The organism is Sphingomonas sp. AP4-R1, from assembly GCF_013113735.1.
GTDB lineage: Bacteria > Pseudomonadota > Alphaproteobacteria > Sphingomonadales > Sphingomonadaceae > Sphingomonas_I.
This window is the reverse complement of record NZ_CP053346.1, coordinates 158327-183956: the sequence shown is the minus strand read 5'-3', so window position 1 is coordinate 183956 and position 25630 is coordinate 158327. Positions and strand designations below refer to the sequence as shown.

Here is a 25630-nt window from a genome sequence, read left to right as displayed (position 1 = left end):
GGTGCGCGTGCCGCTGGCTATCGGCCGCCGATGGCAGTCATCGCAACCATCATGAATTCCACCACCGGCCAGCCTATCCAGCGGATGAGCTTCGGCCGCATGCCCAAGCCCTGGGCTTCCTTCACGCTGGAAAGCGGCGAGCGCGTCACGGCGGATCGCGTCGACGTGGGCAAGCCCGCCCCCGGCAAGGTCGTGGCGCCGATCTCCGTCTGGGTGACGCCCAAGGCATGATGACGTCGGAGCTGGAGATCCGCGCGGCGCGCGCCGGTTTCAACCGGGCGCTGGCGGAGGCCGATCTCGGCGCGATCGGGCCGCTGCTGGCGCCCGACGTGGTGCTGGTGACGGGCACGGACAGCGCGGTGATCTCCGGCCGGAAGGCGCAGCTCCAGGCCTGGAAGCGCGAATTCGCGGATGCCGCGCGCACCGTCTACACGCGGACGCCCGAGGCGGTCGTCGTCGCGACCGATCATCCGATCGCGTTCGAACAGGGGAGGTGGGCCGGCATTCCGGCGGCGGGCGGCGAGCCGCTCGCGACCGGCACCTATGCGGCCAAGTGGCGCTGGATGGCGGGGCGCTGGGTGATCGAGGCCGAACTGTTCGTCACGATCGTGTGACGGGCGTCGGGGCGCTCGCTCCGATTGCGGCTGGTGGCGCCGATCGCCATGACGCATAGAGAAGGGACGGGATCGGCCGGATCCAGTCCGGCATATCGGGTCGAAGTTCGCGAAAGATGCTGCCACGGTAAGGCATGGAGCAGGATACGTCACAGGAACTGGCGGCGCTCTACGGAGTGTACCGGGCCGATCTTCTGCGCTTCCTCATTGCCCGCACCGGCGATCGGGGCGAGGCCGAGGATCTCCTTCAGGAACTCTGGATCAAGGTCCGCCAGTCGGCCGGCGCTCCGGTGGCGAACGGACGCGCCTATCTCTATCGCATCGCGCAGAACATGGTGGTCGATCGGCTGCGCGAGAGCCAGCGCCGGTCCCGGCGCGAGCGGCTGTGGAGCGACGAGGCGACCGGCCATCAGCCCTCCGGGGTCGAGACGGCCGACGTGCGCCGCAATGCCGAGGAGGCGATCCTCGATCGGGAGGAGATCGCGCAGCTCGCCTCCGCGATCGCCACGCTGCCGGAGGGCGCCCGCCGCGCCTTCGAACTGCACAAGATCGAGGGGCTGAGCCACGCCGACGTGGCCGCGCGGCTGGGCATTTCGAAGAGCGGCGTCGAGAAGCATATGGCGGTCGCGATGAAATATCTGCGCCGCGCGATGCTGGACTGAGGTTGGGGCGGTGCGCGGCGTCTATTGCATCATGATGACGGTTCGGGAAAGTCGTTCGCCATGAGCGCGCGGTCGGAGATCGATGAACGGCTGCTGGACGAGGCGATTGCCTGGCACCAGTCGCTGGAGCATGAGGACGCGGACTGGGACGCCTATCTGGCGTGGCTGGAGGCCGACGCGGGCCACCGCGAGGCCTATGACGAGATCGCGCTGCTGGATCGCGCGGTGGACGATCATGCGCCCGAGCTGAAGCGGTTCGTCGATCCCCAGCCGATGATCGCCTCCGCGCCGGAGCGCACGAAGCGGCGGCCGTGGCTCTACGGTTCGGTCGCGGCGGCGCTGGCGGTCGCGGTGTCGATCCCGATGCTGCGCCCCGCCGCGCCCGACATCGTCTACAGCACGGGTGCCGGGCAGACGCGTCGCGTGGCGATCGGCGACGGCATTTCGGCCGAGCTGGCGCCGTCGACCCGGCTGGTGGCGATGACGGGCGATCCCCGCACGCTGGAGCTGGCGTCGGGCGAGGCCTATTTCGACGTGGCGCACGATCCCTCGCGCGCGCTCTCGATCAAGGCCGGCGACTTCAAGGTCACCGATATCGGCACCCAGTTCGGCATGACGATGGGCGGCGAATCGGTGCGAGTCGCGGTGGCGGAGGGCAATGTCTCGGTCGGCGCCGCCGATGGCGCGCCCACGCGCGTCGCGGCGGGCGAGCAGCTGATCGCGCTGAACATCGATCACAGCGCCACCAAGCGCACCATCTCCAGCAAGGATGTGGGAAGCTGGCGCCGCGGGCGACTGGTCTATAATGAGGCCCCGCTCTCCGCGGTCGCGGCGGACCTGTCGCGCTATTCCGGCAAGACGGTGACCGTGGATCCGGCGCTTCGCGACCGGCAATTTTCGGGGGTGATCGTCGTTGGGGACGGTTCGAAGCTGTTTGACACGCTTTCGGGGCTCATGGCGATTTCCTACGAAACGCATGGCGGCGTCGTGCGCCTGCTGGATCCCGCCGCTCGCTAGCCTGCTCGTCACCGCACCCGCCGCCGCTGCGCCGGCGGACGATCTTCCGTTCGATATCGCCGCCGGCACCGTGGCCGCATCGATGTCGGCCATTTCGGACAAGGCCGGAGTCTCGATCGGCTGGACGGCGGCGGACGCGTCCGTCCGGACCAGGGCCGTCAAGGGCCGCATGCCCGTCGCGGACGCCTTGCGCGCGGCGCTGCACGGCAGTGGCCTGCGTGCCGTTCCCGGCGGCAGCGGCACCTTCCGGATCGAACATGCGCAGCCCTTTCCGCTGATCGGGCGGCGGCGGCCGATCGACCGGCCCGTCGTGGCAGGAGGCGGGCCCCCGCCCGACGAGGATCCCGCCGCGCCGATCATCGTGACGGGGCAGAAGAGGCGGCAATTGCTGCAGGGCATTCCGGCGTCGCTGTCGCGCGTCGATCTGGCCGATACCGATGCAGGCAAGGTCTCGCTCGCCTCGCGCGATCTGGCGCTGTCGATGGAGGGGCTTTCGCTCACCAATCTCGGCCCCGGCCGCAACCGGCCCTTCATCCGCGGCGTCGCGGACAGCCCGTTCAACGGCAACAGCCAGTCGACGGTCGCGGTCCAGCTGGACGAGGCGCGCATCACCTTCGACGCGCCCGATCCCGATCTGCGGCTGATCGATATGGAGCAGGTCGAGATATTGAAGGGGCCGCAGGGCCCGCTCTACGGCTCCGGCGCGCTCGGCGGCATCTACCAGATCGTCACGCGCAAACCCGATCTGACCGACATAGCGGGGGCCGTGCGCCTCAGCGGCGAAGCCGTCCAGCATGGCGGCATCGGCGGCGGGGTGGAGGGGGTGCTGAACCTGCCGATCGCGACGGACAGCCTCGCCATCCGCGCCGTGGGCTATGACACGCGCGAGGGCGGCTGGATCGACAATATCGACGGCCGCAGCAATGCGAACGTCACCACCACGCGCGGCGGCAGGCTGGCGCTGGGCTGGGCGATCGATCCGGTGTGGATGCTGGACGTGTCGGGCGCGGTGCAGGACGTGAACAGCCGCGACACTCAATATGTGACGGACGACGAGACGGTGCAGCGATACGCGCGCATTGCCGAGCCCGCCGACAATGATTTCCGGGAAGCCGCCGCCACGCTGCGCGGGCGGATCGGCGGCCTCGATCTGCTCGCCACCGGCAGCTACGTGGATCAGCAGGTGGATTCGATCCTCGATTCCTCGGATTCCTCGGCGGATTTCGGCCTGTCCGGTGCCAGCCGCTTCGTCGACCAACGCGCTTATTCGATCGCCAACGGCGAAGTCCGCCTTTCGCCCGCAGGCTCGTCCCGCTGGCTGCTCGGCGCCTCCTATCTGCGCTCCACCAGCCGCGACACCGGCACGATCGAGGGCACGACGCAGTCCCTCACCGTCGAGAGTCTCGATCGCGTCGTGACGGAGATGGCGATCTTCGGCGAGGCGACGGTCCCGCTCTGGCGGCATATCAGCGCCACGGCGGGCGCGCGCCTCTATCGCAGCGTGGCGGATAATGAGGCGAGCGAGCGCCACGGCGGCACGTCGGCACGCTTCGCCAAATTCTTCGCGTCTCCGAGCCTGTCCCTGTCATGGGCGCCGTCCACCCACCACCTCGTCTATCTGCGCTACGCCCGCGCGCTGCGGCCGGGCGGCCTCGCCGCCGCCGGCGAGGCGACGTCGCGGCGATTCGATTCCGATGAACTGGGCACGTTCGATCTCGGCTATCGCGGAGAGCCGATCGCCGGCATGCTCACGCTCAACGGCAGCCTGTTCCATACGAGATGGAACCACATCCAGGCCGATTATCTGCTGAGCAACGGGCTGGTCGCGACACGCAATGCGGGCCTCGCGCGGATCACCGGCGCCGAGGCCAGCGCGGACCTGACGCCGGCGCCGCGCTGGCAGATCAGCGCGGGCGCCACCTATGTGCGTGCGCTGCTGGTGAAGACCGAGGACGGATCGAAGCTGGACGACCGGCGCCTGCCGGTGACGCCGAACATCACGGCGCGCCTGACCGCGCGCTACGAATTTCCGCTGGCGGGATGGACGACGCGGCTGTCCGCGCAGGCCAACTATATCGGCCGCGCCCGCCTCTTCTTCGACGAGGATCTCGATCGCCAGATGGGCAATTATGCCACCGCCCAGACCGCCGCCTTCTTCTCGCGCGGGCGGCTCACGATCGGCGGGCGGATCGACAATCTGCTCGACATTCAGGGCGATACCTTCGCCTTCGGCAATCCCTTTTCGATCATGGCCGGGCGGCAATATACGCCGCTCCGCCCGCGCACCTTCACGCTTTCGCTCGCCCGCTCGTGGTAGCGAGCGCGGTGGCGGCCGGCGTGTCCAGCCGGTAGCGCGCGACATAGCCGACATGGTCGGAGAGCATGCCGCCCGAAGGCTCGAACCCGAACGGCACCTCGATCCCCAGCAGGCCGATCCGGCGCGTCGTCCCGGCCGCATAGAATTGCCAGTCACGCGCGCGGTGGAAGGAGAAAGCGGCGTCCGCGCTCATCCGGCCGCCGTCGCGGCGATATTCGTGCATCGCATCGCGGATCGTCTCGTCGCCGGCCCAGTTCCGCGCTTCGGTCAGCAGCGCCTCGCGGCGCGGCGGCACCGGCCCCACGTTGAAATCGCCCGCCACGATCAGCGGGTGGGCCCGGTCGTGCTTCGCGCGGATGAAGGCGGTGAGCATCTCCACCTGCCGGCCATAGGCATAATTGGAGCGCGCGTCGGGCACGGCCGAGGCGTGGCGGCTGTTGAGGTGCGTGGTCACCACGTCCACCGGCGGGCCGCCCGGCACGGCCAACGTCACCATCAGCGCCCCCTTGTTGGCGAGGCAGTCCCAGCCCGCGCAGGCGAAGGCGGGAAACGCCATGCGGTGGACGGCGAGGATCGGATAATCGGACAGGATCTGCAGACCGCTACCGACCAGCTTGCCCTCCGTCTCGCCCTTCCACCAGCGCGCCCCGTCCGCGAACACCTGATCGAACGGCGTCATCGTGCCGGCGCCAGCCTCGTCCTTGCCCGCGCCCACCGCCGTATAGGCATAGCCCGCCGTCTTGCGGATCACCTGCGCGTCGCCGCTAAAGGCTTCCTGCAGCACGATGACGCCGGGTGCGCGCCCTTCCGCGCGCAGCCGCTGCAGCCGGTCCGCGATCTGGCGCAGCTTGGCGGAGCGGCCGAACGTGATCGGCCACGGCGCGCCATGCACATTGTAGGTCAGCACGGAGACGGTGCCTGGCCCGCTCGGGCTCGCCGCCGGCAGATAGGTGTCGTCGCGCCGGGCCCATGACCAGGTGGTGCCCAGCAGGGAGAGACAGGCGAGCGCCAAAGCGCTTCTGACGAGAATTTTCATACGGCCTCGTGGCGCGGAGCTGATGCCGAAAGACGGCGCGTCGCGGCGGAACCGCAGCCGATCGCCGATGCATCATTTTTTTCCGGGGCCGAACTGCGGGGGGCGTGGCCGCCGCCGTCTCTTCCGCAATGGAAGGCACGATCATGATGCGCTCTGGCCCGCAGGCCCGAACCTGCACGGTATGCTTATTCCGGGCGATCCGGACTGCTGGGCATGCTTATGCCTGAGCATGCGGCGCGGCCGGAAAAGCGGCTGCTTCTGTCCATCCACGATGTCGGCCCGCGCTTCGAAAGCGAGGTGAGCCGGCTGCTCGACCTGCTCGGCCGCCATGCCCGCCGCGATCGCATCGCCCTGCTGGTCGTGCCCGATCATTGGGGGGAGGCGCCGATCCGCGCCGGATCGCCGTTCGCGGCCACGCTCCGCCGCTGGGCCGAAGGCGGCACCGACATTTTCGTACATGGCTGGTTCCACCGCGATACCCAAGATCATGCCTCGCCGGTCGCGCGGCTGAAGGCGCGCCACATGACGGCGGGCGAGGGCGAGTTTCTCGGCCTCGATCGCCAGACGGCCGGCCGGCGGATGCGCGACGGGCGCGCTCTGCTGGAGGATATCACGGGCCGTCCGGTGGCGGGCTTCGTCGCGCCGGCCTGGCTCTATGGCGAAGGCGCGATGGAGGCGCTGGGCGATTGCGGGTTCGCGGTGGCGGAGGATCACTGGAAGGTCTGGAGCCCGCAAAATGGCGAGACGCTGTGTCGCGGACCGGTGCTCACCTGGGCCAGCCGCAGCCGGATGCGGATCGCCTCCTCGCTGGTCGCGGCCGCCGCTTTGCCTCCCGTGTTGCGGCGCATGCCGGTGGCGCGGCTGGCGGTCCATCCGGGCGATCTGGGCGTGCCCGCGCTCGTCTCCAGCATCGATCGGTCGCTGGCGCGGCTGGTCCGGTCGCATCGCCCCACCCGATATAGCGAGCTTGGTCTGAGCCTCACCTGATGCGGATTCTCACATTTTTGCACAGCTACGAGCCCGGCGGCGTCGAGCGGATCGCGCTGCGGCTCGTTCGTGAATGGCGCGCGCGGGGCATCGACGCGCCTCTGTTCGTCGGCCGCGCCGACGGCACGATGCGCGACGATGTCGGCGCCGGCCTCGCGCCGATCATTCCCCCGCCGCCCCGGAACGGCCTCGATCCCGCCCGCTGGGAAGCGATCTGGATGATCCTCACCCTGCCCCGCGTCGTGCGCGAGCAGCAGCCGGACGTGCTGTTCTGCGCGGGCAACACCTATGCGGTCATCGCCATCGCGCTGAAGCTGCTGCTGGGGCCGGCCTGCCCGCCGATCGTCGCCAAGATCAGCAACGATCTGCGCCGCCGCGACAAGCCGTGGTGGCGGCGCATGCTCTATCGTTTCTATCTGCGCGTGCAGGGCCGCCTGTTCGATCGGGTGATCGGGATGGAGGCCTCCGCCGTCGACGAGATCTGCGAGATGCTCGCCGTCCACCGCGACCGGATCACGGTGATCCCCGATCCGGCCTTGTCCCATGCGATGATCGCCACGTTGCGTGATGCCCCCGCGCGCCCGATGGAGGGCGGCCGCCGCTTCGTCGCGGTCGGGCGGCTCGCCCGCCAGAAGAATCTGCCCCTGATGCTGCGCGCCTTCGCGCGCGGGGCGGCGCCGGAGGATCGGCTGGCGCTGATCGGCGAAGGCCCGGAACGGCCCCGGCTGGAAGCGCTGGCGGCCGAACTGGGCATCGCCGGGCGCGTCTCCTTTCCCGGTTATCATCCGGAGCCGGCGACGATCCTGTGCGGGCATGACGTGCTGCTGCTCTCGTCCGATTATGAAGGCGTGCCCGCCGTCGTGATCGAGGCGCTGGCGGCGCGGCTGCCGATCGTCGCCACCGATTGCAGCGCGAGCATGGGGGCGCTGCTACTGGGCGGGCGGCTGGGCGATCTCGTTCCCGTGCGGGACGAGGCGCTGTTCGCCGGCGCCATCGCGCGCGCCGTGCCGTCGCGGCAGGACGCGGCGCTGACCCTCCGGCAGGCCGAGCGCTTCACGATCGAGCGCGCGTCCGATCTCTATCTCGCGGTCATGCGGGGCTCGCTGCGGCGCGTCGCAAAAGAGCGCATGCCGCTTCCCGTCAGCTGAGGCTGGGCGCGTCCGCGCCGTCTCACCGGAACATTCGGAGTCACTTGTCCATGTCGGCACACAGCGATGCTGCCACGCTCTCGTCTTCCCGTTCGGATACCGGCGCTTCGCTTCTGTCCGATATCGCTCCCGCCTTCGCGCCGCCGCCGCTTGCCGGGCAGGATCGGGCGTGGGCGGCATGGGTCGGCCCGGTCTTCTCGATCCTGATCCTGGGTGCGGTCGTCTATCAGCTGCGCACGGTCGATTATCGCGCCCTGCTCGCGCTGATGCCGTCCACGCCGCTCTTCTGGCTGGCCTTCGCCGTTTATTATTTCGCCGGGCCCTTTTCGGAATGGGTGATCTTCCGCCGCCTGTGGGCGCTGCCGGTGCGGGGCGTGTCCGCGCTGCTGCGCAAGCTCGTCAGCAATGAATTGCTGCTGGGTTATCTGGGCGAGCTCTATTTCTACGCGTGGGTTCGCCGCAATGCGGAGATCTCCGCGTCGCCGTTCGGGGCGATCAAGGATGTCGCGGTGTTGAGCGCGGCGACGGGCAATGCCTTCACCCTGATGTTGCTGGTGGCGGCGGCTCCCTTCTTCGATCTGCTGGGCGCCAGCGTCCGCACCTCGGCGCTCGCCGCGTCGCTGATCGTGGTGTTCGGCTCGTCGATCGCGATGCTGGCGTTGCGCGGCCGGCTGTTCACGCTGCCGCCCGCCGAACTGCGCTTCATCGCGCTGATGCACGGCGCGCGCATCCTGGCGATGGCGCTGCTCGCCGCCTGCATGTGGCACATGATCCTGCCGACCGTGGCGCTCGGCTGGTGGCTGCTGCTGGGCACCGTGCGGCAGCTGCTCTCGCGCCTGCCGTTCGTGCCGAACAAGGATGTGGTGTTCGCGGGCGTCGCCGCCTTGCTGGCGGGGCAGGATCGGGAGATCGTCGCCGCCATGGCGCTGATGGCCTCGCTGATCGTGGCGGCGCATGTGGTGGTGGGCGCGCTGCTCGGTGCGGCCGAACTCGCCCGGCAGGGCGATCGCGCGTGATCGCTGCGCTGTTGCTGCTGGCGAGCCAGGCCATCGCCTCCAGCCCGGATCTGGGCAAGGCGGAAGGGCGGTGTCGGGCGAACGAGCCGGGGCCCGCCTTCCTCGTCTCGGTGATCGGCCTCAGGGACCGGGTCGGCCTGCTGAAGCTGGAGCTGTATCCCGCCAACGATCCCGATTTCCTGGCGGACGACAATGTGCTGCTGAATGCGGGCAAGGCCTTCCGCCGTGTGGAAATGCCGGTGCCGGCGGCCGGCCCCGCCTTGCTCTGCATCCGCGCCCCAGCGCCGGGGCCTTACGCGCTGAGCCTGCTGCACGATCGCAACGGCAATCACCGCTTCGATCTGTCCGAGGACGGAATCGGCTTCAGCGCCAATCCGAAGCTCGGCCTGTCGCGCCCGGCGGCGGCCGACGCCACCGTCCATGCCGAGGCGCGGCCGACCAAGCTCACCATCGTACTCAATTATCGTCGCGGCCTGTTCTCGTTCGGGCCGGTGGGAGGATGACGATGCGGATCGTGGATATCTGCGCTTTCTATGCCCCGCGCGGCGGCGGCGTGAAGACCTATGTGGAGCGCAAGCTGCAGGCGGCGCGGCCGGGCGAGCAGGAGATCATCATCGTCGCTCCGGGCGACCGCGACGGCGTGGTGATGGAGGCGCCGGCCGGCCGGATCATCTCGATCGCGGCGCCGCGCTTCCCGCTCGACCGGCGCTATCATTATTTCGACGACGAGCCGCGTCTGCATGCCCTGCTCGATCGGCTGCGGCCGGACGTGGTCGAGGCCTCCTCGCCCTGGTCCAGCCCGGCCATGGTGGCGCGGTGGCGGGGGCCGGCGCTCCGTTCGCTGGTGATGCATGCCGATCCGCTCTCGGCCTACGCCTATCGCTGGTTCGGCCCGGTCGCGAGCCGGCGCACGATCGATCGCGGATTTGACTGGTTCTGGCGTCACCTGCGTCGCCTGGACGACGGCTTCGATCTCGTCGTGAGCGCGAGCGCCGGCCTGTCCGCGCGGCTGCGGGATGGCGGCCTGCGCAAGGTGGCCACGGTACCGATGGGCGTCACGCCGGGCGTCTTCTCGCCCGATCGCCGGGACGAGGCGCTGCGCGCGGAGCTGCTGGCGCGCTGCGGGCTGAGGCCGGATGCCACCCTGCTGATCGGTCTCGGCCGCCATGCGCCGGAAAAGCGCTGGCCGATGGTGATCGAGGCGGTGACCGGCGCGGGCTATGCGAACCCGGTCGGCCTCGTGGTTCTCGGCGAAGGGCGGGATCGCACGCGCGTGATCCGCGCCACGCGCAGCAATCCGCACATCTATCTCGGCCGGCCCGAGACGGATCGCCAGCGCCTCGCCACGATCCTCGCCAGCGCCGATGCGCTCGTCCACGGCTGCGAGGCGGAGACCTTCTGCATGGTCGCGGCCGAGGCGAAGGCGAGCGGCCTGCCGCTGATCGTGCCCGATCAGGGCGGCGCGTCGGATCAGTTCGTGGAGGGGCAGGGCGCCCGCTACCGCGCCTGTTCGACCACGTCGCTGGCCGAGGCGATCCGTCGCTTCGCCGCCACCATGCCCGCCCACCAGCGCGCCGAAGCCAGCCGCGACGCGGCGGGCGTGATGACGATGGACGCCCATTTCGAGCGCCTGTTCGCCACCTATGCGGAGGCGCTGGCCATGCGGACGGGGCTGCGCGATGCTGCTTAGGATGTGGCGGAAATCGCGGGCGCGCCAACCGGCCTCGCCCGAGCCCGACCGGTGCGATGCGTGGGGCCTGTTCGTCGCTCTTTTGCGCTGGGCGACGCGCAACAACCGCCGCGACGACGGCCCCCGATAAAAATTTCCGGAGTGTTACCGATGCGGACTGCGGTGCCGGGGAACGGCGCCGTCATGCGGGCATGCGTATCGGATTTCTCTTCAATCACGATCAGGTTCACCAGGTCGCGCACAGCCTGCCGATCGCGCTCGCGCTGGCCCGCCAGGGCACCGGCGCCGAGATCATCCTGGCGACCACCAATCCGCGCATGCAGGCCGAGGTCACGCGCCTCGCCGCGGGCGCGATCGGCCGGGGCGTCACGCTCCAGCCGCTGACGCTGAAGAGCCGGCGCAGCAAGATCATCGCGGGGGTGAGCGAATATATCGCGCCCGCCGCCAAATTGCTCATCTATGGCGACAATCTGGATTTCTTCCGCTCGCTGGACGTGCTGGTGGTGGCGGAGAAGACCTCGCTGATCCTGAAGACGCGCTATGGGCTGGATCATCTGAAGATGGTCCATACCCGGCACGGCGCGGGCGATCGCGCGATCGGCTTCGATCCGGCCAGCGCCCTGTTCGATCAGGTGCTCGTCTCCGGTCCGAAGATCCGCGACCGGCTGGTGAACGAGGCGAAGGTGCCGTGCGATCGCGTCAGCATCGTCGGCTATCCGAAGTTCGACATGGCCGAGCCCGCCAGGGCCCACGGCCTGATCGACGATGATCGCCCGATCGTCCTCTACAATCCGCACGTCTCGCCGCATCTCTCCTCCTGGTACAAGATGGGCCGGCAGGTGCTGGACTGGTTCGTCGAGCATGAGGAGTATCAGCTGATCTTCGCGCCGCACGTGATGCTCTACGAGCGCCCGTTCGTGCTGACGATCGACAAGCTCCGGATCGATCGCGCGGGCCCGATCGACCAGCGTTATCTGCGCGCGCCGAATATCCATATCGATCTGGGTAGCCGCGCCTCGACGACGATGGCCTATACCAACCGCGCCGACATCTATCTCGGGGACGTCAGCAGCCAGGTCTATGAATTCCTCTATCGCCCGCGCCCGTGCGTGTTCCTGAACGCGCACAAGGTGGCGTGGCGGGGCGACGCCAATTTCGCGCACTGGGCGGCCGGCCCCGTGATCGATCGCGTCGCGGATCTGGGCGCCGCGCTGGCCACGGCGCGGTCGGAGCAGACCGATCTCTACCGTCCGGTCCAGGAGCGGCTGTTCCGCTACAGCTTCGATCTGCGCGACACGCCCTCATCCGATCGCGCGGCGAAGGCGATCGCCGAGGTGGCGGGCATCCCCTGGCCGGAGCCGCAGCGCGCTTTCGCGATGGCGTGAGAGGCGTCGGTTGCGCGCTTTTCTGCGGTGCTCCTGCGAACGCAGGAGCCCAGAGCTTCGAGCGTGACGGTTGCAGCCCTGGGCTCCTGCTTTCGCAGGAGCACGAAGAGCTGAGAGCCGGGCGCGGAGCTTTTTCCTCTCAGCGGACGGCGGCGACGACCCGCTTCAGGCTGCGGTTCAGCACGCGGCGCGAGAGGGCGATCATGCCCTGATCCTTGCGCTCCGGGCCGAAGACGGTGAAGCGGCTCAGCCGTTGGCCGGCGCGGATCGCCTTCACCAGATCGAACGGTCGGCCGCTGGCCGCTGCCGCATGCGGAGCCTCGCCTGCGGCCTCGATCGCGGGCGCGGCTTCGGCGATCCGGCGGTTGATGTCGGTCGCGATCGCGAAATAGCCGATGCGCGTATAATGGCGGTCGTCGACCAGCTGCTCCTTCGGCACCACCGCGTCGATCGACACATAATGCCAGTCGGCGAGAGGCGCGCAATAGGCCTCGCACACCGCATTGTAGGTGGTCATCAGTTCGCGATCGGTCGCGGAGAGCGGCATGGCCGCATCGCGCGTGTTGGCGCCCAGCACGAAGATCTGCGCGCCCGGCTTGGCGGTGCGGCGGACATGGTCGAACGATTCGTTCAGCAGCGCCAGCTTCTGCGTCAGGTCCAGCCCGTAGAAGCTGCAGGGGGCGAGGAATTCTTCCCACGGATGGGCATCGATATGCTCGCCCAGCCCGTTGGGGTGGACGCGCACCACCACATCGTCCGATGTCACCAGATGCGCGCCGCGCAGAGCCGCCGAGAGCGAGATGATGACGACGTCGCGCTGCGGCAGCTCCCGATGGAAATCGAGGAATTCGTCGCGGCCCCAGGCGGGCAGCGTCTCGATCACGGACGAGGCGGCGACCTTGGCGGGATCGTTCAGGATGAAGCCGAAATCGTCGCAGCGCGTCATGATGTCGTTCTTGACGGCGTTCACATATTCGCGGCGATCGCGGCTGCAATAGCTGGCGACGGCGCTCAGATCGCAGCTGCCGATCAGCAGCAATTGCTGCGCGGCCAGCGCCGACGCGCCGCCATCGTCATTCGCGGCGACCTCCTCGATCCAGTCGATCTTCGGGAAGGTCACGATCGGGTTGGAGACGGGCTCGGCGACCGTGATGTCGGGCGATCCGATCCGCTCATACACATATTGTTCGAGCCCGGCGTTCATCATCCGGCACGACCAGACATAATGGATCAGGCGGTTCTGCCGCTCGTCCTTATGCTGCATGTAGAAGCCGATCATGCCGTGATCGCCGTAGCGGTCGCGGGCCGAGATGGCGGCGGACATGATGTCGTGGCGCTGCAGCTTCGCCCGGAAATCGGCGATGGCCTCGTCCGTCTCCAGCCGCACCTTCGTGTAATTGAGCTGGTTCGACCGGTTCACCAGTTCGACGATGCGATCGAAATGCGCCTCCACGTCGAAATCGAACGAGAGCTTCACCTCGCACTGGCGCAGGAAATCCTCGTTGCTGAGCGTGGTGCCGGTCTGCTCGGACACCTTCTTCTCGAGATTCTTGTACTGTTCGAGGCGGGAATGCTTGCGATCGTCCTTGCCCTTGGCCTGCGGCAGATCGAGCAGCCCTTCCAGCACCTCATCCGGATGCGCGACCATCATCGTCGGGAAGCGGAAGCGGATTTCTTCCAGATTGATCGGATTGTCGTCGACGAACAGGATGTTGTCCGCGCGCAGATTGGCGTGGTTGATGATCGTCTCGAGCGCGCCGCCCTTGGCGTTCCACGAAATCTGGGGGAAGACGAACAGGTCCCAGATGCCGGCGTCCGCCAGCACCTGCTTCACCGCCTCATGCTCGTTCTTGGACGAGATGGAGGACATGATGCCGCGATCGACCAGCTCGCGGACGATAGATATGTTGCGGTCGATCAGCGTGACGCCGCCTTCCGACAGAGTTCCGTGCCAGAAGGTGTCGTCCATGTCCCAGACGACGAGCTTGATCGCGGCGGTCGCTTCGAAGATCTTCAAGCTCGCATACTCGGACATCACGGAGGTCCTCGACCCAGGTGTGTGAAATCTACGTGACAGCTTGGCCGCCACATCGATTCTCCGCCGGAAAATAGCGGAAAGCCTATTCGGTAACCATTATGCGCCCGTCTCTTCGCACCTGCAATATGCGGGATGTTAGCCGGTTCGTGAAATGCGCCGAAGGGGCGCATTTCGGCTGGTGCCGCGCTCTGCGCCGACAGGCATCACGACGTCGCGCTGAAATGATCGTAGAGGATGCGCGAGAGCTGGGCGATCTTGCGATCGTGCGCGCGCGATCCGCCGCTGCCCGTCTCGAAGATCGCCACCGCCAGATCGTGGCCATTGGGCAAGGTGACGATGCCGACATCGTCGGTGATGCCGTTCATCGTGCCGGTCTTGTGCGCCACGCGCGTGCCGGCGGGCAGGAGGCCCCGGATGCGGCCCGGCCCGGTGCGGCAGCGCTCCATCACGTCGAACAGATAGGTGGTGCGCCGGGCATCCAGCAGCTCGCCGTTGCGCAGCTTCGCGAGCAAAGCGACCATCGCCTCGGGCGTGGAGCTGTCGCGCTTGTCGCCCACGGGGGCGGCGCGGGGGACGGACACGGTGATCCAGCGGCGCCTCTTGCCCTTGCCGACGCGAATGCGCTTCTTCGTCTCGTGATCGCGCAGCAATTCCGCGATCGATCGATCGACGCGCTGGCCGGCGATGCCCGCATTGTCCAGCCAGGTGCCCAAGGCGCGCGTGCCGCCGATCGCGTACAGCAACGTGTCGGCGGCGGCATTGTCGCTGCGGATCAGCATCAGGTCCATCAGCTCGGCGCCCGACAGCGGGCGCCCGTGCAGCCGCATGTCGCCGAGCCCGCGCGCGGCCTGCCGCTGCGCCGGGGGCAGGCGATACATCGCGTCGAGCGACAGGCGGCCCTGCTGGACGCCGTGGAGGAAGGCGGCGGCGATGGCGACCTTCACGGTGCTGGCCATCGGGAAATGCTGGTCGCCGTTCACGGAGACCATGTCGCCGGTGCTGATGTCGATCGCGGCGAGACCGACGCGCGCCTTGCCGCTGCTCGCCTCGGCATCCAGCTTGGTCCGCAGCATCGCCAGCGTGGGGAGGTTGCGCGCGGTGGAGGGCGGGGCGAGCCGCGTCTCTTCGGGCGTCTCCGCGCCGCCTGTAACGGGAATCCCGAGCATCGCGACGGTCACCGCCGCCCACAGCAGTCGCTTCACATATCCTCCCGGCCGTGGGCGCATTAGAATCCCGCACGGGCCGGGGTGCAAGAGTCCGGCGCTTCATAGATCGCACGGGGGCTTCGGGCTGGCGCAGAGCGCGCGTTTAAGTCCCTCCCGCCTGCGGGAGGGGTTTGGGGTGGGCTGTCCTGCCCTTGACCGGCGCATTTGCGTTGAGTGGGGGTGCCCACCCCCGACCCCTCCCGCAAGCGGGAGGGGAGATCACCACGCCCTATCGCGCGTCGCTGGCCTCGAACGCGCGCAGGTCGCGCCGCATCTCGCCGGCGCAGAGGAAGAGGGCGATCACGTTGGGGATCGCCATCAGGAAGAAGCTGCAGTCGACGATGCCGATCACATGGCCCAGATCGATTGCGGCGGCCGGCGGCAAAGCGGCCACGTACAGTACCTTGTAGATCATCTGCGCGCGCTGGCCGTTGCCGAAGAGATAGCCCCACGCCTGAAGGCCATAGAAGCCCCAGGCGACCAGCGTGGAGTAAGCGAACAGGAACACCACCACCGCGAGCAGATAGGGAAACCAGGGCGAGATCTGCGCGAAGGCAGCGGACATGATCGCGATCCCCTGCAGCCCGCCCGTCCACGTCCCCGCGACCACCAGCGCCAGCCCGCCGAGCGAGCAGACCAGCATCGTCCCCAGCAAAGGCTCCAGCAGCGCGACGAGGCCCTCGGACACCGGCTCGTCCGTCTTGGCGAGGCTGTGCGCCATCACGGCCGATCCGACACCCGCCTCGCTCGCGAAGACGGCGCGGCGCATGCCCGAGACGAACGCGCCCACGGCACCGCCCTGCGCCGCATCCGCGCCCCAGGCGCCGTGCCAGATCTGGGCGAGCGCGGCGGGAATCGCATCGGCGTGGAGGATCAGGATCGCGCAGAGGCCGGCGAGATAGATGGCGACCTTCGCCGGCGTCAGGCGCTTCGACACCTCGCCCAGCCACGTCGCGCCGCCCAGGGTGACGCAGGCGACGGCGGCGGCGATGAAGATGCCGTAGGCCCAGCCGTTGGCGAAGCCGGTGACGGTGGAGACCTGCGCGAAGCTCTGGTTCACCTGCACCATCGGGATCGCGCCGAACAGGGCGAAGAAGGCGTAACAGCCGCCGATCGCGACGCCCAGGCGGGGCCAGCCGCGCCGACGCAGCACCTCCCGCAGCACATACATCGGCCCGCCATGGACATGGCCGTCCGCATCCGTGATCCGGTATTTCAGGCCCAGCGTCACCTCGACCATCTTCACCGTCATCGCGAACCAGCCGATCACGAACATCCAGAAGATCGCGCCCGGCCCGCCCATCGTCAGCGCCACCGCCACGCCCGCGATATTGCCGAGGCCGATCGTGCCCGCCAGCGCCGTCGCCAGCGCGCCGAACTGGCTGGTGTCGCCCTTCGCCTCGGCCTCTCCCGGCTGGCGGCGCAACTGGGCGAGGCCCCGGCCCACCAGTCGAAGGTTCGGAAAGCCGAGCCACAGCGTGAAGAACAACATCGGCAGAGCGAGATAGAGGACGATCGCCTCGATCTGGATCGATCCGAAATGGATCTTGAAGAAGACGATGGCGGAGAGCGCGTCGATAAAGCGGGCGAAGGCATCCATCGCAGCGATCTGCCCCGCGCGATCCTCCGTGTCGATCCCATCTCGAAAGATAATTCCTATCGATCCGGTAGAGTTTCTTTGTGGCGGTGGAGGGGCGGCCCGATCTAGTCCCGCCCGCAACAGGCAGAGCAGGTAGAGGAAGAGTCATGGGCGTCGAACCGAGTCTCCAGATGGGCAGCTATTGGGAGTTGGGCGAGGTGCTGGCCGGGCTGCGCGAGGTCCGCACGAAATGGCGCGATGCGCATCCGCGCAATCGCGAGCATGGATCGGCCAATTTCCCCGCCCGCCGCACGCTGGAGGAGGTGATGAGCATTCTCTGCGGCGTGCTGTTTCCGCTGCGGCTCGGCCCCAGCTACGTGCGCGCCGACAATGAGGAGGCCTATGTCGCGGAGACGCTGGAGAATGGCCTGAGCCATCTCTACGGCCAGATCCGGCGCGAGCTGGCTTATTCCGCGCCCACCGGCGGCACCGAGGAGGCGATCGACGCGGGCGCGCGGCGCATCATCGGCGCCTTCGCCCATGCCTTGCCCTCGATCCGCGCCGCGCTGGACAGCGATGTGGAGGCCGCCTTCGCGCAGGATCCCGCCGCGCGCAGCGTGGACGAGGTGTTGCTCTGCTATCCCAGCCTGCTCGCGATCATCCATTATCGGATCGCGGCGCGGCTGCACCGGCTGGGCGCTCCGCTCGTCGCGCGCATCATCGCCGAGATCGCCCATTCGGAGACGGGGATCGATATCCATCCCGGCGCCGCGATCGGCCACAGCTTCTTCATCGATCACGGCACCGGCCTCGTGATCGGCGAGACGGCCGAGATCGGCCATCACGTGCGCCTGCACCAGTCGGTCACGCTCGGCGGCCCGGCGGGGCCGCTGGAGGAGGGGCGGGGAAGGCCGCGCCATCCCGTGATCGGCGATGACGTGATCATCTATGCGGGTGCCACGTTGCTCGGCCGGATCACGGTGGGCGCGGGATCGGTGATCGGCGGCAATGTGTGGCTGACGGACGATGTGCCGCCGGGCAGTCGGGTGGAGCAGGCGGTGGCGGTGCGGGGGATCGACGCCGCCTGAGTGCGCCATCCGTGGACGATCGGGATCGGTCGCCGTATCAGGCGCGCATGGCGCCGCCGAAACCGTCTTCCCCCCCATCGTCTCCGTCCAGAGGGCTTACGCGTCGCCGGCTGCTGGTCGGCGGCGGAGCGGGCGTCGGGCTCGCGCTGGCCTGGGGGATCTGGCCGCGTGATTATGCGCCCAATCTCGCGGCCGGGCCGGGCGAGACGATCGTCAACGCCTTCCTGAAGATCGGCACGGACGGACGCGTCACCGTGATCGTGCCGCAGGCCGAGATGGGGCAGGGCGTGTGGACCGCGCTGCCGCAGATCCTGGCGGACGAACTGGGTGCCGATTGGCGGCAGGTGGGCGTGGAGCCCGCGCCGATCAATCCGGTCTATGCGAACACGCTGCTGATCGCGGATGCGGCGGCCGAGCAGTTGCCGGGCTTTCTCGCCGGGCCGGGCCGTTGGGCCGCGCGCGAATATGCCACGCGCAACGCGCTGATGATGACGGCGGGCTCCAGCTCGATCCGTGGCTTCGAGCAGCGCTTCCGCGAGGCGGGCGCGGCGGCGCGCGTGCTGCTGTGCATGGCGGCGGGCAAACGGCTCGGCGCGGACTGGCAGGCCTGCGATACGGAAGCCGGCTTCGTCGTGCGCGGCGACGATCGTTTCCGCTTCGGCGAACTGGCGGCGGAGGCGGCGGGCTTTTCTCCGCCCGATCCCGTTCCGTTGCGCGATCCGGGCGAGGGCAAGCTTTCGGGCCAGTCGATGCCCCGGCTCGATCTGCCGGCGAAGGTGGATGGCACGATGCGGTTCGCGGGCGATGTGCGCCTGCCGCAGATGCTGTTCGCCTCGATCCGCCACGGCCCGCTGGGCGATACGAGCGTCGGTGCGATCGACGAGAAGGCCGCGCACGCCGTGCCCGGCGTCGTCTCGGTCGTGAAGCGGCAAGGCTGGGTGGCGGTGCTGGCCAACACCACATGGGCGGCGGATCGCGGCGCCGATGCGCTGGCGGCCAAATATCAGACGCGCGGCACCCTGCCGGGCGCGGTGCATGTCGCGGGCGCACTGGATCGGGCGCTGGCGACGGGCGGCAAGCGCCTGATCGCGATCGGCGATGCGGAAAGCGCGCTGGGCGGTACTCCAACGGTCGCGGCCGATTATACGGTGCCGCTCGCGGCGCATGCGGCGATCGAGCCTCTGGTGGCGACGGCGCGCATGACGGGCGGGCGGGTCGAGATCTGGGTGCCGACGCAGGCGCAGGGCCTCACGCGCCGCGCCGTGGCGCAGGCGACCGGCTATGCCGAGGACGCGGTGACCGTCTATCCGATGCCGGTCGGCGGCGGTTTCGGTCGCAAGGTGGAGAATGATGCGGCGGTCGAGGCGGCCCTGCTCGCGATCGAGGCCAAGCGCCCCGTGCAATTGCTGTGGACGCGCGGCGAGGAGATGCAGCGCGCGCGCCATCGTCCGCCCGCCAAGGCGCGGCTGAAGGCGAAGCTCACGGGCGGCCGCGTCGCCGCGTGGAGCGCCACGGTCGCGACGCCGTCCGCGATGGGCGCGATGGGCCAGCGCCTGTTCGGCCATGGCGGCGGCGGTGGGCCGGAACTGGCCGCGATCGAGGGCGCGCAGCCGCCTTATGCGATCCCGGCCGTGGCCGTGGCGCATGCGCCCGCCGAGATCGGAATCGAGACGGGCATGTGGCGCTCGGTCGCGCACAGCTACACGGCCTTCTTTTCCGAAAGCTTCATGGACGAGCTGGCGGCGGCGGCGAACAGCGATGCCTTGTCCTTCCGCATGGCGCAGCTGGGCGGCAATCCGCGCCTCGCGCGCTGCCTCACCCGCGTGACGGCGGCGGGCGGCTGGGCGGGCGAGGCGGAATCGGGGCAGGGCCTCGCCATCCATTCGGCGTTCGGCAGCCATATCGCCTTGCTGGCCGAAGCGGGGGTGGAGGATGATGCGATCCGCGTCTCGCGCCTCGTGGCTTCGGTCGATTGCGGGCGGATCATCAATCCCGATATCGTCCGCCAGCAGATCGAAGGCGGTCTGGTCTGGGGCCTCGCCGCCGCGCTGGGAGGCGCGGTCAGCTATACGGCGGGCGTCGTCGACCAGCGCTCGCTCGCCGCGCTCAACCTGCCGAAGCTGGCCGACATACCGGACATCGTGGTGGAACTGGTGCCCAGCAAGGAAGTGCCCGGCGGCGTCGCCGAACTCGCCGTGCCGGTGGTGGCGCCCGCCATCGCCAATGCGATCGCCTCCGCCACCGGCAAGCGCCTGCGCGCGCTGCCTCTGGTGCTGGCATGAAGCCCGCCGGCCATCCCGACATCCCCGCGCCGAAGGTGGGCGTGCTGCTGATCAATCTCGGCACGCCGGATGCGGCCGAACCGAAGGCGGTGAAGCGCTATCTGAAGGAGTTTCTGTCCGATCGGCGCGTGGTGGAGCTGCCGCCCTTGCTGTGGCAGCCGATCCTGCGCGGGGTGGTGCTGACGACGCGGCCCGCCAAATCGGCGCATGCCTATCGACAGGTGTGGACCGAGCAGGGATCGCCGCTGGCCGCGATCACGCGCGCGCAGGCGGAGGCGCTGGCGCCGCGACTGGCGGGGCAGGGCGTCGTCGTCGATCATGCGATGCGCTATGGCCATCCGGCCATTGCCGATCGCATCGCCGCGATGAAGGCGGCGGGCTGCGAGCGCATCCTGCTTGCTCCGCTCTATCCGCAATATTCGGGGGCGACGACGGCGACGGCCAACGATGCGGCGTTCGCGGCACTCGCGAAGATGCGCTGGCAACCGGCGATCCGCACGCTGCCGCCTTATCATGACGCGCCCGCTTATATCGATGCGCTGGCGGACAGCATCCGCGCGCAGGTCGCCGCGCTGCCGTTCGAGGCCGATACGCTGGTGGCGAGCTTCCACGGCATGCCGCAGCGGACGCTGGACCTGGGCGATCCCTATCATTGCCATTGCCGCAAGACGGCGCGGCTGCTGGGCGAGGCGCTGGGCCGCGAACTGACTGTCACCTTCCAGTCGCGCTTCGGCAAGGCCAAATGGCTGGAGCCCGCGACCGACGTGGTGCTGGGCGAACTGGGGCGGACCGGCCGTCGCGTGGCGATTTTCGCGCCCGGATTTTCGGCGGATTGCGTGGAAACGCTGGAGGAACTGGCGATTCGCGGGCGCGAAAGCTTCGTCGAAGCGGGGGGCAAGGATTTCGCGTATGTTTCCTGCCTCAACGCCACGGACGGCGGAATGAAAATGATTGAATTTCTTGTCGTACAAGAGCTTGCGGGCTGGCTCCGGGCTTCTTAGGCTTACACACAATAAGCAGGCGAAGTTGGGAGATTCTTATGGCGCGGGTTGCGATCGTTACCGGTGGAACGCGTGGTATCGGTGAGGCGATCAGTCTGGCCCTCAAGGCGGAAGGCGTCACCGTCGCCGCCAATTATGCGGGCAATGATGAACGCGCCAAGGAGTTCAGCGACCGGACCGGCATCCCCGCCTTCAAGTGGGACGTGGCCGATCCGGAGGCCTGCGCCGCCGGCGTGGCCCAGGTGGAGGCTGCGCTTGGCCCCGTCGACATCGTCGTGAACAATGCCGGCATCACGCGCGACGCGACGATGCTGAAGCAGAGCTATGACGAGTGGAAGGCCGTGATCGACACCAATCTCGGCGGCTGCTTCAACATGGCGAAGGCCACGTTCAAGGGCATGAAGGATCGCGGCTGGGGCCGCTTCGTCAATATCGGCTCGATCAACGGCCAGGCGGGCCAGTATGGCCAGGTCAATTATGCCGCCGCCAAGTCCGGCATCCACGGCTTCACCAAGGCGCTGGCGCAGGAAGGCGCGCGCTTCGGTATCACCGTCAACGCGATCGCGCCCGGCTATATCGATACGGACATGGTCGCCGCCGTCCCCGCCGACGTGCTCGCCAAGATCGTCGCCAAGATCCCGGTCGGCCGTCTGGGCAAGGCGCATGAGATTGCGCGCGGCGTGACCTTCCTGTGCTCCGACGATGGCGGCTTCGTCACCGGATCGACGCTGTCGATCAACGGCGGCCAGCACATGTACTGATGGCCGGATCGGCCCCCCGTACGGTGATGGAGGGGCCGATCAAACGGTCGGTGATGATCGCCGGCCACGCGACGTCGGTGACGCTGGAACCGATCTTCTGGAATGCCTTGCGCGAGGCGGCGGCTGAGGATCAGCTGCCGCTGAGCGCGCTTGTCGCCCGCATCGATGCGGAGCGCGTGGGCGGCGAGGCCGCCGTCAATCTCGCCAGCGCGATCCGCGTCTGGCTGTTCCGGCGCGCGCTGCTTTAGCGCTGACGCATTCGGGCGCATCGCGCCCTCCGTCGTCCGTTCACACCCGGCAAGCCCTTGCCGCAGGCCGACTATTTCGGACGGTCCTCATTTTCGCATGTTGCACAGGCGAAACAGAGTTGACATTTATGCGAATGATTCGCATTAGCCTATTAAGCAATTAAGAATCAGTCGCAAATAAGGGGAAGAATCTTGCGTTCGCACCAGCACGCCCGGCCGGGATCGGCCTTCCTTGCGCTTTCCTGTGTCGGCCTGTTCGCCACGCCCACCGCGCTTCAGGCGCAGAAAACCCCCGAGGAAAAAGGGCAGGAACTGGAGGGCGTCACCGTCACCGACACCGCCGTTTCGGACGACGTGAAGGTCGGGAAACTGGAAAGCCCCAAATACACGCGCGATCTGCTGAACATTCCGCAGACGATCACCGTCATCGGCAACACCACGATCCGCCAGCAGAATCTGCTGTCGCTGCGCGACGCGCTGCAGACGATCCCCGGCATCACGTTCGGCGCGGGCGAAGGCGGCGGCGGCTATGGCGACAGTATCAACCTGCGCGGCCAGAGCGTGAACAACGACCTGCAGATCGATGGCGTGCGCGACAGCGCGCAATATACGCGCTCCGACACGTTCAATCTGGAACAGATCGAAGTCGTGAACGGCGCCAACTCCGTCTATGGCGGCGGTGGATCGATCAGCGGCACGATCAACCTCGTCACCAAGCGGCCGAAGGACGGCAATCTCACCGTCGTCCAGGGGGCGGTCGGTACGGACGATTATTTCCGCGGGACCGTCGACAGCAACATGAAGGTCAGCGACACGGTCGCGATCCGCCTCAACGCGATGGGCCATCGCAACGACATTCCCCGCCGCGACGTGGAATATATGCACCGCTGGGGCATCGCGCCGAGCATCACCGTCGGCCTCAACACGGCCACGCGCTTCACCGTCCTGTATTCGCATCAGGAAGACCACAACATCCCGGTCTATGGCGTGCCTTATTATGCCTCGCTCGGCGGCCTGCTGCCGGGCGCCAGCTACAGCGGCTATTATGGCTACAAGGATGTCGACAGGCAGAAGCAGCAGACCGACGTCGGCACCGTGATCATCGAGCATGATTTCACGGACAAGATTGCGCTGCGCAATCTGTCCCGCTGGCAGCGCGTCGAGGCGGATTCGATCGTCAATCCGCCGCAGGGCACCTACTGCCTCACCAGCGGCCTGACGACGGCGGGCGCGGCTTGCGCGGCGGGTCTGCAGCCGGGCATGTTCTATCCCTCGGGCCCGCGCGGCACCGCGCGCTACACCACGACGAAGAACCTGTTCACGCAGTTCGATCTGCGCGGCGTGTTCGAGACGTTCGGGCTGGAACATACCGCCAATCTCGGCGCGTCGATCGGCCGCGAAACCTATCATATCAGCAATGGCAACGTGCTACGCAATGCGGGGGGCGCCACGCCGAACCCCACGCTGCCGCCGATCAACATCGCCAATCCGAACCCGGTCTATGGCGGCCCGATCAATTACGTCCCGAGCGCGGCGTCGCAGGGCAAGCTCGTCACCAAGGCGATCTACCTGTTCGATGCGATCAAGCTGGTCGAGAAGCTCGAGCTGAACGGCGGCGTCCGCTATGAAGGCTTCGACAACACATTCCGCTCCGATACGGTCGTCGCCACGCCCGGCGCCACTTTCGGCCAAGTCACGCGCGGCGCGAACCAGAAGAGCGACGACGGGCTGTTCTCCTACCGTGTCGGCCTCGTGTACAAGCCGATCGCGAATGCCAGCCTGTATATCGCCTACGGTAATTCGAAGACGCCCGTTTCCTCCACCGTCCGCGCCGGCTGCGGCACGATCGCGGCGGGTGCGCCCAACGTCGATCCCTGCCAGGCCAAGCCGCAGACGGCGGTGAATTACGAGATCGGCGGCAAGATCGATCTGATGGACGCCAAGCTGCAGCTGACCGCCTCGGTCTTCCGCAACGAGCGCACCAACTTCTCCGTGCAGAGCTTCGATCCGGCCTTCCCGACGCTGCAGGTGAATGATGGCCGCAGCCGCGTGAACGGCATCTCGCTGGGCGCGTCGGGCAAGATCACGCCCAACTGGTCGATCTTCGCCAATTACACCTATCTCAATACGAAGATCCTCCAGAGCATCTCCGATCTCTGCCGCGATCGGCCGACCACCACGGGCTGCTCGATCGATGCGCAGGCCGGTGCCGTCATCAACCAGACGCCGAAGAATGCGGGCAGCCTGTTCACCACCTATACGCTGCCGTTCGGCCTGCAGGTGGGCTACGGCTTCACCTATCAGGGCGATTACAATCTGAACAATACGGGCGTCACCTATCGCTCGAAGGATTATCTGATCCATCGCGCGATGCTGTCCTACCCGATCGTCGGCGGGCTGACGGCGCAGGTGAACATCCAGAACTTCACCAACAAGAAATATTATTCCGGCATCCGCAACAATGGCTGGGCGGTGCCCGGCGAGGGGCGGCAGGCGATCCTGAGCCTGTTCTACAGCTTCTGACCTGAACTGACCTGGGGCTGGATGCGCCACGCGGCGCATCCGGCGGCAGCCCGCCGATCGCCCGCCCGACCTGCAGATCATTCGGCTCGGGAGGACGGGTGGGATGCGGGCGGCCGTGCCGGAATATGCATGGGCGCTTTTCGGCCGCATCCTTCAGCAAAGGCGTTTGTTTCTCGAAATTGGCGCTAATGCGATTGATTATCAGTAAGCGCGCCGCTAGGAGCGGCGCTGCGGGGAGAGTCGTTTTCCCCGGCATTCGATGGACGGGTGGGAATGATCCAGGCCGGCTATGTCCGCACTACCGAGCGCCGCTCCATGCGGACCGCGCCGGTCACGTCTCCTTCGCCCGAGCCCGAGGTTCTGGCGCGCGCCGGTGGCGGCTTCTGCGATCAGCAGCGGCGCCCGCGCTGGGAGGCGATGGGCCTGATCCTGGCGCTGCATATCGTCGGCTTCGTCCTGCTCGCTTATTTCGATGTGATCCAGATCGGCCACAAGGCGAAACCCCGGCTGACGGTGATCGAGATCCAGCCCGAGCCGATCGTTCCCGAATCCCCGCCCGCGCCGCCGCAGGCGAGCAAGACGCCGCCGCCGCCCGTGGAGCAGCCGATCGTGGCGCCGCCGCCGATCGTGCAGACGATCGCGCTTCCCTCGCCGGTCGCCACCACGCCGGTTGCGGTGGCGCCCCCGCCGCCGGTCGTTTCGGCCGCGCCGCCCTCGGCCGTGGTGTCGGAGGCTGCCGCGCCCGTCAGCGCGCCGGATGGATCGGCCAAGTCGCTCGGCAATCCCGCGCCCAAATATCCGATGGATGCCCGGCGCAACCGGTGGGAGGGGACGGTGCGCCTGCGCGTCGTCATCACGCCCGAGGGGCTGGTGAAGGACATTTCGGTCGCGCGCTCCAGCGGCTTCGACAGCCTCGATCAGGCCGCGTTGAAGACCGTCGGCAAATGGCGCTTCCTGCCCGGCAAGCAGGCCGGCGTCGCGGTGGAGGCGGTCGGCTTCCTCAGCATTCCCTTCCGCCTGACCTGAGTTTCCG

22 protein-coding genes are annotated in these 25630 nt (G+C 68.0%); 18 read left to right on the top strand and 4 right to left on the bottom strand.

The window, feature by feature from the left end; all coding sequences use genetic code 11:
* Positions 1–30 precede the first annotated feature (30 nt).
* From HL653_RS00800 to HL653_RS00780, 5 genes are all read left to right on the top strand, one after another.
* Positions 31–231, top strand: coding sequence for a hypothetical protein (locus HL653_RS00800; RefSeq protein ID WP_171742818.1), 201 nt, complete (start codon positions 31–33; stop codon positions 229–231).
* Positions 228–614, top strand: coding sequence for a nuclear transport factor 2 family protein (locus HL653_RS00795; RefSeq protein ID WP_171742817.1), 387 nt, complete (start codon positions 228–230; stop codon positions 612–614). Before HL653_RS00800 ends, HL653_RS00795 begins: the two co-directional genes overlap by 4 nt.
* Before the next feature lie 134 nt (positions 615–748).
* Positions 749–1276, top strand: a complete 528-nt coding sequence (locus HL653_RS00790) for an RNA polymerase sigma factor (protein WP_171742816.1) — start codon at positions 749–751, stop codon at positions 1274–1276.
* A 60-nt stretch (positions 1277–1336) separates the two neighbouring features.
* A complete protein-coding gene (locus HL653_RS00785; RefSeq protein WP_171742815.1) occupies positions 1337–2293 on the top strand; it encodes a FecR domain-containing protein in 957 nt (318 codons plus the stop codon).
* Positions 2253–4610, top strand: a complete 2358-nt coding sequence (locus tag HL653_RS00780) for a TonB-dependent receptor (protein ID WP_171742814.1) — start codon at positions 2253–2255, stop codon at positions 4608–4610. Before HL653_RS00785 ends, HL653_RS00780 begins: the two co-directional genes overlap by 41 nt.
* On the opposite strand, the gene HL653_RS00775 is transcribed toward HL653_RS00780, so the two are convergent.
* Positions 4582–5646, bottom strand: a complete 1065-nt coding sequence (locus HL653_RS00775) for an endonuclease/exonuclease/phosphatase family protein (RefSeq protein ID WP_171742813.1) — start codon at positions 5644–5646, stop codon at positions 4582–4584. The genes HL653_RS00780 and HL653_RS00775 overlap by 29 nt on opposite strands.
* 213 nt (positions 5647–5859) lie before the next feature.
* Between HL653_RS00775 and HL653_RS00770 the strand changes: the two genes are divergently transcribed.
* The 6 genes from HL653_RS00770 to HL653_RS00745 all read left to right on the top strand — a co-directional run bounded on the left by HL653_RS00770 (position 5860) and on the right by HL653_RS00745 (position 11872).
* Positions 5860–6633, top strand: coding sequence for a DUF2334 domain-containing protein (locus HL653_RS00770; protein ID WP_253717408.1), 774 nt, complete (start codon positions 5860–5862; stop codon positions 6631–6633).
* Entirely contained in the window at positions 6633–7781 is a 1149-nt protein-coding gene (locus tag HL653_RS00765) for a glycosyltransferase (protein WP_171742812.1), read from the top strand. Before HL653_RS00770 ends, HL653_RS00765 begins: the two co-directional genes overlap by 1 nt.
* A 50-nt stretch (positions 7782–7831) precedes the next feature.
* Positions 7832–8797 (top strand): hypothetical protein, encoded by a 966-nt coding sequence (locus HL653_RS00760; RefSeq protein WP_216599932.1) that lies wholly within the window; start codon positions 7832–7834, stop codon positions 8795–8797.
* Positions 8794–9300, top strand: a complete 507-nt coding sequence (locus HL653_RS00755; protein WP_171742811.1) for a DUF2141 domain-containing protein — start codon at positions 8794–8796, stop codon at positions 9298–9300. The genes HL653_RS00760 and HL653_RS00755 overlap by 4 nt, the downstream gene beginning before the upstream one ends.
* A gap of 2 nt (positions 9301–9302) precedes the next feature.
* Positions 9303–10487, top strand: a complete 1185-nt coding sequence (locus HL653_RS00750; protein ID WP_171742810.1) for a glycosyltransferase — start codon at positions 9303–9305, stop codon at positions 10485–10487.
* A gap of 191 nt (positions 10488–10678) precedes the next feature.
* Complete coding sequence (locus HL653_RS00745; protein WP_171742809.1) at positions 10679–11872, top strand: hypothetical protein; 1194 nt, start codon at positions 10679–10681, stop codon at positions 11870–11872.
* 139 nt (positions 11873–12011) lie between these two features.
* On the opposite strand, the gene HL653_RS00740 is transcribed toward HL653_RS00745, so the two are convergent.
* The 3 genes from HL653_RS00740 to HL653_RS00730 form a co-directional block, all read right to left on the bottom strand.
* The gene (locus tag HL653_RS00740) at positions 12012–13907 is read right to left on the bottom strand and encodes an HAD-IIIC family phosphatase (protein ID WP_171742808.1); all 1896 of its coding nucleotides are present in this window, start codon (positions 13905–13907) and stop codon (positions 12012–12014) included.
* Positions 13908–14113: 206 nt separating this feature from the next.
* Positions 14114–15112 (bottom strand): class A beta-lactamase, encoded by a 999-nt coding sequence (gene bla / locus HL653_RS00735; protein WP_171742807.1) that lies wholly within the window; start codon positions 15110–15112, stop codon positions 14114–14116.
* A gap of 232 nt (positions 15113–15344) precedes the next feature.
* Positions 15345–16715: a sodium:alanine symporter family protein gene (locus tag HL653_RS00730; protein ID WP_171742806.1), complete on the bottom strand. Its 1371-nt coding sequence runs from the start codon at positions 16713–16715 to the stop codon at positions 15345–15347.
* 146 nt (positions 16716–16861) lie between these two features.
* On the opposite strand from HL653_RS00730, the gene epsC reads away from it, so the two are divergent.
* From epsC to HL653_RS00695, 7 genes are all read left to right on the top strand, one after another.
* On the top strand, positions 16862–17782 hold the full coding sequence (epsC, locus tag HL653_RS00725; RefSeq protein ID WP_171742805.1) for a serine O-acetyltransferase EpsC: 921 nt from the start codon (positions 16862–16864) through the stop codon (positions 17780–17782).
* 11 nt (positions 17783–17793) lie between these two features.
* Complete coding sequence (locus HL653_RS00720; protein WP_367613582.1) at positions 17794–20064, top strand: molybdopterin cofactor-binding domain-containing protein; 2271 nt, start codon at positions 17794–17796, stop codon at positions 20062–20064.
* Positions 20061–21065, top strand: a complete 1005-nt coding sequence (gene hemH / locus HL653_RS00715; RefSeq protein WP_171742804.1) for a ferrochelatase — start codon at positions 20061–20063, stop codon at positions 21063–21065. Before HL653_RS00720 ends, hemH begins: the two co-directional genes overlap by 4 nt.
* 38 nt (positions 21066–21103) lie before the next feature.
* On the top strand, positions 21104–21826 hold the full coding sequence (phbB, locus tag HL653_RS00710; RefSeq protein WP_171742803.1) for an acetoacetyl-CoA reductase: 723 nt from the start codon (positions 21104–21106) through the stop codon (positions 21824–21826).
* Positions 21826–22074 (top strand): ribbon-helix-helix domain-containing protein, encoded by a 249-nt coding sequence (locus HL653_RS00705; RefSeq protein WP_253717406.1) that lies wholly within the window; start codon positions 21826–21828, stop codon positions 22072–22074. Before phbB ends, HL653_RS00705 begins: the two co-directional genes overlap by 1 nt.
* A 192-nt stretch (positions 22075–22266) precedes the next feature.
* Complete coding sequence (locus HL653_RS00700) at positions 22267–24597, top strand: TonB-dependent siderophore receptor (protein WP_171742802.1); 2331 nt, start codon at positions 22267–22269, stop codon at positions 24595–24597.
* Between the two features lie 273 nt (positions 24598–24870).
* A complete protein-coding gene (locus HL653_RS00695; protein WP_171742801.1) occupies positions 24871–25623 on the top strand; it encodes an energy transducer TonB in 753 nt (250 codons plus the stop codon).
* Positions 25624–25630: the final 7 nt, after the last annotated feature.